Here is a 12,270-nt window from a genome sequence, read left to right on the forward strand (position 1 = left end):
TCACACCCACGTCCTGGGGCGGAAGCGGTTGGCCCGCTCCACCAGTTCGATCCTCTCCTCGCCCCGCTGGGCGAGCCGGGCGAGCACCCGGTACGAGCGTTCGAGGCCGAAGCGCAGTCCGCGCTCGTCCAGTTCGCTGCCCAGCAGCGCCGTGCCGGCCGGGCCCGCGCCGGGGCTCCCGGACAGCACCCAGTCGAGTGCCGTGCCGAGCACCTCCGTCGACAGCTGTTCACGGCGCACCGCGTCGAGGCCGAAGCCCTGCAGCGCGGAGACCTGGGCCGCGGCGGCGGTCAGGTCGGCGCCCAGCGGTTCGTTGGCCGGCCGGCGCCGCAGCCGGGCCCGTACGGCGGCGACCCGGGCCGCCGTGTAGTGGATGGACGACTCGGGCACCGACTCCAGGGTGCGCACCGCGCCCGTCCGGTCGCCGGCCGCGAGCTGCACCCGGGCCAGGCCGAACGCGGCACTGACATAGCTGGGGTCGGTCGCCCACACCAGGCGGTAGTACTCCGCCGCGTTGTCCAGCTGGCCGAGCAGCTCGGCGCAGACGCCGAGCGCCAGCTTGGGCGCGGGCTCGCCCGGGAAGGCGTCGTAGATGGCGTCGAAGGAGACCGCCGCGCTCTCCCGGTCGCCGCCGACCAGGGAGGTCACGCCCCGGTACCAGACCACCCGCCAGTCGTCCGCGTGGCCGTGCTCCAGGTCGTCGAGCGAACGCCCGGCGGAGACCAGGTCGCCCATCTCCAGGCGCGCCCGCAGCTCGCGGAGCCGCAGTTCGAGCGAGGTGACCGGCGCCGCGTGCAGCGCGGTGATCAGCTCGGCGGGCGCGGCGGCGAGCAGGCCGGCGAGGAAACCGGCGTTGGGATCGGCCGCGTCCACCCTCGGCACCGGCAGCGCGAGTGCCGTCGCGGTCACGTCGAAGGGCCGCAGGAAGCTCCCGGCCCGGCCGTTGACGGAGGTCGGCAGCGTCTTCCTGCCGCGCCGCCGCTCCCGCGCGCCGAGCACCGACACGTCCTCGGTGAGCTCTTCGAACAGCTCGGTGTCCGTGACCCGCACCTCGGCGCCGAACAGCGTCGACAGGGCGGGCCGCGGCCGGCCCGACTGGAGCGCGACGACCTCCCGCAGTACGCCCGTCAGCTGCTCGGCCATCTCCTGCGCGGAGCCGAACCGGCGGGCCGGGTCGGGGTCGGTGGCCCGCACCAGGAAGCGGTAGAAGGACTCGTACGTACGGAAGACCTCGATGCCGTCCGGCTCGGGCAGCGAGTCCACGAAGACGTTGGTGTAGCCCTGGAAGTCGAAGGTGAGGACGGCCAGGGTGCGTGCCACCGTGTACAGGTCGCTCGCCACGGAGGGGCCGACCTCGGCGACCTCCGGCGCCTGGTAGCCGACCGTGCCGTAGATCGCGGACTCGTCGTCGTCCATCCGCCGGACCGCGCCCATGTCGATGAGCTTCAGCTGGTCCTCGGTCTGGATCGCGTTGTCGACCTTGAAGTCGCAGTACAGCAGGTTGCGGCTGTGCAGGTGACCGAGCGCCTCCAGGGCCTCGATGCCGTACGCGCAGGCCTGCTCGACCGGCAGCGGGTCGCGCCGGCCGTCCGGGGTGCGCCGCCCGTTGGCGATCTCCTTGAGGGACTTGCCGCCCACGTACTCCATGACGATGTAGCCGTCCAGGGAGCCCGTGCGCTGGTCCAGGTGCTCGACGAAGTTGTAGATGCGGACGATGTTGGAGTGCTCGATCTCCGCGAGGAAGCGGCGCTCGGAGATGGCCGCGGCCATGGCGTCCTGGTCGCCGGTGTCGAGCAGGCCCTTGAGGACCACCCAGCGGTCCGAGACCGCCTTGTCGACGGCGAGGTAGATCCAGCCGAGACCGCCGTGGGCGAGACAGCCCGCCACCTCGTACTGCCCGTGGACCACGTCCCCGGCGCGCAGCTTCGGAACGAAGGAGTACGGGTGGCCGCACTTGGTGCAGAAGCCCTCGGTACGGCCCGGCCGGTCGCCGCGCGAACGGCCCACCGGCGCGCCGCAGTCCGAACGCGAGCAGAAACGCTTCCTCTCGGGCACCTCCGGGTTGTCCATCACGGCGCCCCGCGGGTCGGGCCGCGGCACCTCCGGCACCGAGACCAGACCGGCGCCGAGCCGGCCCCGCCCCGACTGGCCGCCGGTCGAACCCGAGCTGCGCACCGACACCGAACGGGAGGCACCGCTCGCCCCCGACAGCGAGCGCGAGAGCCGCCCGGACACCGAACGCCGGGACGCCGCGGACCGCGCCGAGCGCGAGGACACGCGCGACGACGCCGACGAGGCCGAACGGCCCGAATCGCCCCCGCGACCGGTGCCGGTCCCGGCCACCGCCATCCCGGTACGCGTCGCCTGCAGCACGCCCCCGGGCGCGACGACCGGGGCGAGACCGCAGGTGTCGCAGTACAGCTCGCCGCCGCCCATGTCCTCGTACGAGCCCTCGCACGACGGACGCTGACAGCTGCCCACTCCGGACCCTTCGCTCACCACTGGTTCCCCCCGCCGTCTCTCGGTGCCGACAGCGTCTCCGCCGCCGCCTGCTGGTAGCGCAGCACCGCCTGTTCGGCGGCCCGCAGATCGCACGGTGCGCTCCACAGCATCCGGCGTGCCGTGTCGTACCGCTCGATGAGCAGCGGATCCTCCGCCGCCCCGAGCCTGGCCACCTTCGCCTTGTACGCGTCGAGCCGGCCGCGCAGCTCGGCGCGGACCGCGAGCGGCGCGGTCACCGCCGTCAACGACTCGCGGGCCCGCAGCAGTTCCTCCTCCGCCTCCCGCTCCAGGGCGTCCAGGAGCGGCGAGAGCCGGTGCCACTGGGCGTGCCTGCGGTACTCGGCGGCCGCGGCCAGCCGCTCCTGGAGCGCCGTCGGCGGGCCGCTGACGGCCGGCACCTCGGAGGCGGCGATCTTCGCGAGGACCTCGCCCCGGGCCGCCCGCGCCTCCGCGAGCGTCCGGTCCGCCCGCGACAGCACGTCCCGCAGCCGCAGCAGCCGCTCCTCGGAGTCCTGCCGGACCTGGAGCACCGCCTCGATCTCGCGCCGGATGTCCTCCAGCGCGCGGGCCGCCGTGTCGTACCGCCCGGTGTCCGGACGGCCGCCGCCCGGCGCCGAACTGCCCTGCGCGGGACGCCAGAAGGCCAGCGGATCGGACACCACCTGGGCGCGCAGCGCGGACAGCTCGGCGGTGATCGACTCCAGCTCGTCCCCGGCCGGGTGCTCCCCGGGCCGCACGCCCACCGAGTGCGCCAGCGAACGCGTCCGGCCCAGCTCGGCGGCGAGCAGGTCTATGCGCGCGGGCAGCGCCGACCACACGGCGTCGGCGGTGACCACCACGTCGAGCGAGGAGGCGTACAGCTCGTTCATCCGCCGGACCAGTCCGTCCAGGGTGAACCGCTCGGCGAGCGCGGCCTGTCCGATCGCGCCGCCCGGGACGTGGACGCTCTCGCCCCGCAGCCGGTCGGTGAGTTCGGCCAGCTCCTCCCGGCCGGGCCAGCGGCGCCGGGCCCGCAGCTCGCGGGCGTCGTGCAGGGCGGCCGTGTACGCGTCGAAGTACGCCCACAGCAGGGTGATCGTCCGCTCGGCGGTCTGCCAGCGCTCCCGGGTCGTGCCGGTGAGCTCGGCGCCTTCGAGCAGCCGGCGTCCGGCGTGGTCCTGGAGGGCGAGGAGCGAGTCCTCGACCGCCTTGTGCTCAGCGCCGAGCCGCGCCAGCGCACGGTCCACCTCGTCCCGGTCCATCACCGGCCCGGGGGGTCCCGCGACGCCCATCGATCACCTCTCGTCTCGTGCTACTTGTACGTGGGGGCGGGCGGTCCGGATATCCCGGGCAGGTCCGCCGCCAGCCACTTCTGGTACGCCTTCTGCCAGGGGCCCTGCCGGTACTCCACCAGCACCTGGTTGACCCGGCGCACCAGGTCGTCGTCGCCCAGCTTCGCGGCCACCCCGTAGTACTCGGTGGTGAAGGGCCGGCCCTTGAGCTCCACGGCCGGGTCCTGGGCGGCCTGTCCGGCGGCCAGCGCGTTGTCGGTGAGGACCGCGTCGACCTCGCCCATCTGCAGCCGGGCCAGGCAGTCCAGCTGGTTGGGCACCGTCAGCAGGTCCGGGTCGTCCTTGGTGCCGTCGCCCACGTCCTTGAAGACCGCGCCGAACGACTTCGCCTCCAGCGCCTCGTAGGCCGTGGAGCCCTCGGCGGTGCACACCCGCTTGCCGCTCAGCGAGGAGTCGTAGCCGGTCACGGTGGAGGACTTGGGCGCGAGGACCTGCTGGCCGGCCTGGAAGTAGGCGGTGGAGAAGGCGACCTGCTGGATGCGCTTGCAGTTGATGGTCATCGTGCGCACCACCAGGTCGACCTTGCCGCTCTCCAGGGCGGTGATCCGCTGGTTGGTCGGGATGGTGCGGAAGATGACGGCGTCCTCGGAGCCCAGGATCGACTTCGCGATGGCCTTCGCCAGGTCGATGTCGAAGCCGCGCAGCTCGCCGGGGACCTCCTTCACCGAACCGTCGGGCTGCCGGGTGACCGTCGGCGGCGTGCGGAAGCCCCAGTTGTAGCTGGACTGGTCGACGCCCACGATCAGCTTGCCGCGGTTCTTGATCCGGGTCACCGCGGGGCCGTCGGCCGACGACGGCGTCAGCGAGGCCTCCGGGTTCTCGCAGGTGTCCGCGTTCTCCGCCTTGACCTGCACGCCCCGGCCCACGCCCGGACCCGCCCCGGGCCGGGCGGACGGGGCGGCCTCCCCGGCGCGCGGAAGCGCGAACAGCGCGAGGGAGGCGGTCAGGGCGCAGGCCACGGCCATCGCGGCCACCCCGCCCCAGCCGCGCAGGCGCGCGGCGCCCCGCGGTGCCGCGGCGGACGGCGTGGTGGCGCCGCCCGGCACCCCGGCCGTCCCGTTCGTCGTCTCGACGCCGTCCGGCATCCCGCCCCCTCTCACCGGTACTCCGACAGTCTGCGGTTGACGCCCGTGACGGCGCATCCCGCGGCGAGCACACCCAGGACCGCCGCGCCCAGCGGCAGCCCGGTCAGCGCGTCCCGGCCGCCCTCGGCGGCGCGGGTGAACTCGTCCTGCTCGTGGGCGAGGGCCCGGCCGAGCGCCGCGTCGACCTGGTCGAAGGACTGACCGGTCGACTCCGTGCTGCCGATGATCTTCTCCATGGCGCGGGTGAAGTCGCCCGCGTCGTCGAGCTCGCGGGCCTTCGCGTGCCGCTCGCGCCACTCACCGGCGCGCGCGGCGGCCTCGGTGAGCGGGCCGCGTCCCTCCGCGTCGTCGGCGAGTCGCTCCGCCGCGTCCAGCGCGGCGCCCAGCGCGTCCGCGCCGGCGGCGTAGTCGGCCTCGTACTTGTCGGTCTTGCCGTCCTCGGTGAGCACGGCGCCGCGCGCCACCACGGCCAGGTTCTCGTTGGCACGGGCCTTCAGGGAGCTGATCCGGGCCTCGTTGAGCACCTGGAGGGACTCCTGGCCGTGCGCCCGGGCGTCGTCGAGACCGGCGCGGGCGAGCCCGTGCCCGGCGAGCAGCCACAGCAGGGCCACCAGACAGGAGGCGCTCGCGGCGAGCAGCCCGCGGTTGAACACCCGGTTGGTCCGGAGGTAGTTGCGGCGCTGGACCCAGACCAGCACGGCGAGGGTGAGCAGCCCGAGCGCGAGCGACAGGACCGGCCAGGCGCGGGCCTCGTCGTCGTCCTGGTGCAGCCGCTCGGTCTCCGCCGCGTACAGCCGCTCGGCGGCGGGCAGCAGCTGCCGGCTCATGGTCAGGTTCGCGTACCGCAGATAGGCGCCGCCGAGCGGCAGGCCCTGCCGGTTGGCGGCGCGGGCCCGCTCTATCAGGCCCGTGTAGCGCGGAAGGTACTCGCTCAGGGTGGCGATCTCACGGGCCGAGTCACCGCCCGCGTCGGTGCTCGCGGCTGCCCTGACGAGCAGCCGGGAGGCGGTGGCGATGTCGTCCGCGTACCGCTTGCGGACCTGCTCGGACTCCTGCGGGCCGGCCAGGAAGCCGCTCGCGGCCGTGGCGTCCGCGTCGGCGAGGGAGCGGTAGATGTCGGCGGCGTCGGCGCTCAGCGGCTGGCTGCGGCCCACCACGTCGTCCGCGTACGAGGCGCGGTCGGCGACCTCGTAGGCCGTGACGGCGCCGAAGGCGACGACCAGCAGCGCCAGGACCGCGCCGAGGATCCGCAGCCGGCCCGGCTCGGTCGTGGCGGCGCGGCGCAGCACCTCGCGGGCCTCGGCCCAGGCACCGGGCGAGGCCGGCGGCGGAGCGGCGGCCGGCCCGTGCCCGGCCTGCGTCGCCTGCGCCGGCACGGCGGGACCCGGCCGCGCGGGCGCGGCGGTGGTGCCCTGCGCCGCCGAGGCGGCGGGCGCGTTCGGCGGGTATGTCACGTGACCTCCCCCTCGGTCTCAGACGTCGACCCGTCCTGCCGGCGGAACGGCGGACGACTACCCGGCCAGCAGTATGGCCGCAGCGCCCGTTTCGCACACCGGGATTGACCTGATCTTGTTCCTATCGTGCCCCATGCTCCCCTGGCCGTCGCAGGCGAACCCCCTTCACCATGAATACGCCTGCTGGCCGGAATCGGTTCCACCCCGAACGTCCTCGAACGAGTGAACATGCGTACGGGGCGCCCCCGGAGGAACGCCCCGCACCCACCACGGCCACGGCCGTCGCCATCCGCACCGTGTGCCCTCAGGCCGCGTAGTGCTCCCGCAGCCGTGCCGCCGCCTCCGGCGGCGCGCCCGCCGCGTCGAGGGCGAGCAGCCCCGCGCCGAGCACCGGCGGTGCGGTCACCACGCGGACCGCCGCCTTCGGCGCCTTCACGGCGAGGAGCGCGGCGATCCGCGCGTCGAGACGCGGATGGCGCGCGGCGAGCACGCTGCCGCCGAGCACCACCGGCACCTCCTCGTCGAGCAGTCCGAGCCGGCCGAGCGCGACGGACGCCAGCGCCACGACCTCCTCCGCCAGCCGGTCCACCAGCGACCGGGCCACCGGGTCGCCCGCCGCGCTCGTACGGAACAGCACCGGCGTCAGCTCGTGCCTGCGCTCCGGCGGCACGCGCCCCAGGTGCAGCGCCTCGATCAGCGCGTACATCGACGGCAGCCCGAAGTGCTCCGGCAGGTCCCTGGCCAGCGCGGTCGGTACGCCCCGCCCGTCCTCGGCGCGCGCGGCGAACCACAGCGCCTCCTCGGCCAGGCCGCCGCCACCGCCCCAGTCCCCGGAGATCTTCCCGATCGCCGGGAAGCGGGCGGTGCGCCCGTCCGGCGTCATGCCCACGCAGTTGATCCCGGCCCCGCACACCACGGCGACACCGCGCGGCTCGTCGACCCCGGCCCGCAGGATCGCGAAGGTGTCGTTGTGCACCCGGACCGAGCGGCTCCAGCCGCGCGCGTCCAGCGCGGCCTTCAACTCCGCCTCCTCGACCGGCAGATCGGCGTTGGCGAGACAGGCGGCGACGTGCTCGAAGACCGGCGGTGCGCCACCGCCGCCGGCCGCCGCCCACGCCGTGTCCACGATCTCCGCGAGCGCGTCGACCGCCGCCGCCACACCCACCACCGGCGGCCGGAACCCGCCGCCGCGCGCCGCGCCCAGGACCGTGCCGTCCGGGGCGAGGACCGCGACGTCGGTCTTGCTGTTCCCCGCGTCCACGGCGAGGAGTACCCCGGTCAGGCCCACGCCAGGTGCTCCCGGTTGTGCGCGATCAGCCGGTCGGTCAGCCCGTCCGCGTACGCGAACTGGCCCACCAGCGGGTGCGCGAGCAGCGCCTTGAACACCCGGTCGCGCCCGCCGCGCAGCGCCGCCTCAAGGGCCAGGTCCTCGTAGGCGGAGACGTTCGCGACCAGGCCCGCGTACAGCGGGTCGAGCGGCGCCACGGGCAGCGGCACCGGACCCTTCGGACCCACCGCCGCCTGCACCTCGATCACCGCGTCGTCCGGCAGGAACGGCAGCGTGCCCTTGTTGTACGTGTTCACCACCTGGTACGGCGAGCCCCCTCCGCCCAGCAGCGCGGCCGCGAGGTCCACGGCCGCCTCCGAGTAGAAGGCGCCGCCGCGTCTGGCGAGCAGCTCGGGCTTCTCGTCGAGCGCCGGGTGCCCGTACATCTCCAGGAGCTGCTTCTCCATCGCGGCGACCTCGGCGGCCCGCGACGGCTTGGTGCGCAGCTCCTCGACGACGGCGTCGTGCGCGTAGAAGTAGCGCAGGTAGTACGAGGGGACGACGCCGAGCCGGTCCACCACGGACCGCGGCAGCCGCAGGTCCTCGGCGACGGCGTCGCCGTGCTCGGCGAGCAGCCGGGGCAGCACGTCCTCGCCCTCGGGGCCCCCGAGCCGTACCCCGGTTTCCCAGGTCAGGTGGTTGAGGCCCACGTGGTCGAGGTGCACCTCGGCGGGGGAGACGCCGAGCAGCGCGGCGAACTTCCGCTGGAAGCCGATCGCCACGTTGCACAGGCCGACGGCCTTGTGGCCGGCCTGGAGCAGCGCACGGGTGACGATGCCGACCGGGTTGGTGAAGTCGATGATCCAGGCGTCCGGATTGGTGCGGCGGACCCGCTCGGCGATGTCCAGGACGACCGGGACCGTGCGCAGCGCCTTGGCGAGGCCGCCGGCGCCGGTGGTCTCCTGGCCGACGCAGCCGCACTCCAGGGGCCAGGTCTCGTCGCGCTCGCGGGCGGCCTGTCCGCCGACCCGCAGCTGGAGCAGGACCGCGTCGGCGCCGTCGACCGCTGCGTCGAGGTCCGAGGTGGTGGTGACGACCCCGTCGTGGCCCTGTCTGGCGAAGATCCGCCGGGCCAGGCCGCCGACGAGTTCCAGGCGCTCGGCGGCCGGGTCGACCAGGACGAGTTCGGTGACGGGCAGGGTGTCGCGCAGGCGCGCGAACCCGTCGATCAGTTCGGGGGTGTAGGTGGAGCCGCCCCCGACGACGGCGATCTTCCTCGGCAGGGGGTTCGGGGGCCGGCCCCCGGATGTCTGCGGCATGGGATCAGTCAGCCCTTCACTCCGGTCAGTGTGACGCCCTCGACGAATGCCTTCTGGGCGAAGAAGAAGACGAGGATCACGGGGGCCATGACCAGGACGGTCGCGGCCATGGTGAGATTCCAGTCGGTGTGGTGCGCGCCCTTGAACGACTCGAGGCCGTAGCTCAGGGTCCACGCGGCCGGGTTCTCCGAGGCGTAGATCTGCGGCCCGAAGTAGTCGTTCCACGCGGCGAAGAACTGGAACAGCGCGACGGCCGCGATGCCCGGCTTCGCCATCGGCAGCACGACCCGGACGAGCGTGCGCAGTTCGCCGCAGCCGTCGACGCGGGCGGCGTCGAGGTACTCGTTCGGGATGGTCAGCAGGAACTGGCGCAGCAGGAAGATGGAGAAGGCGTCGCCGAAGGCCATCGGGACGATCAGCGGCCACAGGCTGCCGGACAGGTCCAGCTGCTTGGCCCAGAACAGGTACATCGGGATGACGACGACCTGCGGCGGCAGCATCATCATCGAGATCACGAGCATCAGGGCGAGCCGGCTGCCGCGGAAGCGGAACTTGGCGAGCGCGTACGCCACCGGGACCGAGGACACCACCGTCAGGACGGTGCCGAGGCCCGCGTACAGCAGCGTGTTGCGCCACCAGGTGAGGAAGCCCGGGGCCTCGAAGACCCGGACGTAGTTGCCCCATTCCCAGGTGTCCGGGGTGAGGTCGCGGGTGAGCGCCTGCTGGTCGCTCATCAGCGAGGTGAGCAGCACGAAGACGAACGGCAGCACGAAGAACAGCGCGGCGGCGATGCCGAGCGCGTGCACGGCGATCCAGTGCAGCAGCGCCCTGCGGCGGGCGGTGCGGGAGGCCGGGGTGGGCTCGGCGGCGGCCGGCCGCACGGCCTCGCGGCTCTGGAGCAGTTGGCTCATGGTTCAGTCACCTGCCTGGACGAGGCCGCCGCGGCGGCGCATGAGCAGCCCGGTGAAGACCATGGCCAGGGCGAAGAGGACGAGGGCGGTGGCGCAGGCCGCTCCGTAGTCGAAGCGCTGGAAGCCGAGGTTGTAGACGAGCTGCGGCAGGGTCAGCGTGGACTTGTCCGGGTATCCCGGCTCGAACTGCTGGCCCGAGCCGCCGATGACGCCGGAGGCGACCTTCCCGGCCACCAGGGGCTGGGTGTAGTACTGCATCGCCTGGATGATCCCGGTGACGACGGCGAACATCACGATCGGCGAGATGTTCGGCAGAGTCACGAAGCGGAAGCGCTGGAGGGCGGAGGCCCCGTCCAGCTCGGCGGCCTCGTACTGCTCCTTCGGCACGTCGAGCAGCGCGGCCATGAAGATGACCATGAGGTCGCCGACGCCCCACACCGCGAGCATGGTGAGCGCGGGCTTGGACCAGGCCGCGTCGTTGAACCAGGCGGGCGCGGGGACGCCGAGCCCCTCCAGGACCGAGTTCACCGGCCCGGTGCCCGGGTTGAGCAGGAAGACGAAGGCGAGCGTCGCCGCGACCGGCGGAGCCAGGTACGGCAGGTAGAACAGCGTGCGGAAGACCCCGGCGCCGGTCTTGATCTTCGTGATGAGCAGACCGACGCCCAGGCCGAAGACCACCCGACAGGCCGTCATCACCACGACCAGCCACAGCGTGTTGCGCAGGGCCGGCCAGAACATCGGGTAGTCCCGGAAGACGTACGTCCAGTTGGCCAGGCCGTTGAAGGACGGCGGCTGGAAGCCGTCGTAGGCCATGAAGGAGAAGTACACGGTCGAGACCATCGGGTACGCGAAGAAGACGCCGAACCCGACGAGCCACGGTGACAGGAACGCGGCCGTGCGGAGCGCCGAGCGACGGCGCTTCGAACGCAGGGTGGGGGCACTCATCCGCGGCTACTTCGCCTTGGCGATGTCGGTGTCGATCTGCCGGGCGGTCTTCTCCAGACCGGCCCTGAGGTCGGACACCTCGCCCTTCTCGTACTGCAGGGCGAAGTCCTGGAGCGTGTTGAGGTAGGCGGCGCCGTTGACCGCGCCCGCCGGCGTGTTGGACTTCGGGTGCCGGGCGATGTCGAGGAAGGTCGTGAACCGCGGGTCGAGCTTCAGGTCCGGCGACTTCAGGGCGTCGAAGGTGGACGGCACGTTGCGGATGCCGTTGGCGAAGGCGACGACGGCCTCCGTGTCCGTGGTCATGAACTTGACCAGCTCCCAGGCGGCGTTCTGCTTCTTGCTCTGCGGCGCGATCCCCATGATCGTGCCGGACAGGAAGCCCTTGCCGTACTCCGCCGCGCGGTCGTCCGGGACGGGCATCGGGGCGACGCCGATGTCGAACGGCACCTTGGCGTCGGTGGCCATGCCCAGCCGCCACTCGCCGTCGAGCTGCATGGCGACCTGTCCGGTGTGGAAGGGGTGCTTGGCGCCCCACTCGTCGCCGAAGGTGGTGCGGTACTTCTCCAGCTTCGCGTAGCCGCCGAGCTCGTCGACCATCTTCTTCTGGGTGGTCATCATCTCGGCGACCGCGGGGTCCGAGGCGACGGTGGACCTGCCGGTGGCGGGGTCGAAGTACGAGGGACCCCAACTGCCCAGGTAGTGCTCGGTGGTGGTCTCGTAGCCGTGGTAGTTCGGCATGAAGCCGAGCCGCTCGTAGCCGTCGCCCTTGGCCTTGGTGAGCTTCTTCGCGTAGGCGAGCAGCTCGGAGTACGTCTTCGGGGGCTTCGCGGGGTCGAGGCCGGCCGCCTTGAAGGCGTCCTTGTTGTAGTAGAGGCCGTAGGCGTCGGTGAGCAGCGGCATGGCGCACCGCCTGCCCTCGAACTGGGTGTAGTCGAGGAGCGTCTTCGGGATGATCTTCTCGAGGTCGAGCTTCGACTTCTCGACGAAGGGCTTCAGATCGGCGAAGGCGCCGGAGGAGCAGAACTTGCCGACGTTGGACGTGGTGAAGGACGAGACCACGTCGGGTCCCTTCGAACCGCCGGTGCGCAGCGCCTGGTTGAGCTTGTCGTCGTTGATGTTGCCGACGACGTCCACCTTGATGTTGGGGTGGGCCTGCTCGAAGCGCTTGATGTTGTCGTTGATGGCCTTCACCTCGGACTCGGCGGACCAGCCGTGCCAGAAGGTGATCGTGGTCTTGGCGTTCGGGTCGTCGGTGGCGCCGTTGCCCGCCTGGCCGGTACAGGCCGAGGCGAAGAGCGCTATGGAGGCGGTGGCGGCGAGGGCGGCGGCGGCGCGCCGGCGGGGGCGAGCGGGCATGACGGAGTCTCCCTGGAACGGAGGGCCGGGACAGGGCCTGGGACGGAGGGCGGGACGGGGCGGTCGGGCGGAGAACTTCGACGAGGCGGTCGAACGGAGA

At 72.9% G+C, this 12,270-nt stretch carries 9 protein-coding genes; all 9 read right to left on the reverse strand.

The annotated features are described in order from the left end of the window. Nucleotides 1-2,436 carry a tetratricopeptide repeat protein gene (locus ACFVGS_RS09860; RefSeq protein ID WP_385692190.1) on the reverse strand — a complete coding sequence of 812 codons (2,436 nt, stop codon included), beginning with the start codon at nt 2,434-2,436 and terminating at the stop codon, nt 1-3. Nucleotides 2,437-2,495: 59 nt separating this feature from the next. Beyond that, on the reverse strand, nt 2,496-3,773 hold the full coding sequence (locus ACFVGS_RS09865) for a hypothetical protein (RefSeq protein ID WP_384421436.1): 1,278 nt from the start codon (nt 3,771-3,773) through the stop codon (nt 2,496-2,498). A 20-nt stretch (nt 3,774-3,793) separates the two neighbouring features. Then, nucleotides 3,794-4,918 carry a glutamate ABC transporter substrate-binding protein gene (locus ACFVGS_RS09870; protein WP_384421438.1) on the reverse strand — a complete coding sequence of 375 codons (1,125 nt, stop codon included), beginning with the start codon at nt 4,916-4,918 and terminating at the stop codon, nt 3,794-3,796. An 11-nt stretch (nt 4,919-4,929) separates the two neighbouring features. Continuing rightward, on the reverse strand, nt 4,930-6,372 hold the full coding sequence (locus ACFVGS_RS09875; protein WP_385692087.1) for a hypothetical protein: 1,443 nt from the start codon (nt 6,370-6,372) through the stop codon (nt 4,930-4,932). A gap of 304 nt (nt 6,373-6,676) precedes the next feature. Then, nucleotides 6,677-7,660, reverse strand: coding sequence for an N-acetylglucosamine kinase (locus ACFVGS_RS09880; protein ID WP_384421442.1), 984 nt, complete (start codon nt 7,658-7,660; stop codon nt 6,677-6,679). Continuing rightward, nucleotides 7,651-8,958 (reverse strand): 6-phospho-beta-glucosidase, encoded by a 1,308-nt coding sequence (locus ACFVGS_RS09885; protein ID WP_385692089.1) that lies wholly within the window; start codon nt 8,956-8,958, stop codon nt 7,651-7,653. Before ACFVGS_RS09885 ends, ACFVGS_RS09880 begins: the two co-directional genes overlap by 10 nt. An 8-nt stretch (nt 8,959-8,966) precedes the next feature. Beyond that, the gene (locus ACFVGS_RS09890) at nt 8,967-9,869 is read right to left on the reverse strand and encodes a carbohydrate ABC transporter permease (RefSeq protein ID WP_385692092.1); all 903 of its coding nucleotides are present in this window, start codon (nt 9,867-9,869) and stop codon (nt 8,967-8,969) included. Nucleotides 9,870-9,872: 3 nt separating this feature from the next. Next, a complete protein-coding gene (locus ACFVGS_RS09895; RefSeq protein ID WP_385692094.1) occupies nt 9,873-10,814 on the reverse strand; it encodes a carbohydrate ABC transporter permease in 942 nt (313 codons plus the stop codon). A 6-nt stretch (nt 10,815-10,820) separates the two neighbouring features. Next, nucleotides 10,821-12,170, reverse strand: coding sequence for an ABC transporter substrate-binding protein (locus ACFVGS_RS09900; RefSeq protein ID WP_384421449.1), 1,350 nt, complete (start codon nt 12,168-12,170; stop codon nt 10,821-10,823). Nucleotides 12,171-12,270: the final 100 nt, after the last annotated feature.

Origin of the sequence: Streptomyces sp. NPDC127114, from assembly GCF_042677525.1 — a bacterium.
Taxonomy (GTDB): domain Bacteria; phylum Actinomycetota; class Actinomycetes; order Streptomycetales; family Streptomycetaceae; genus Streptomyces.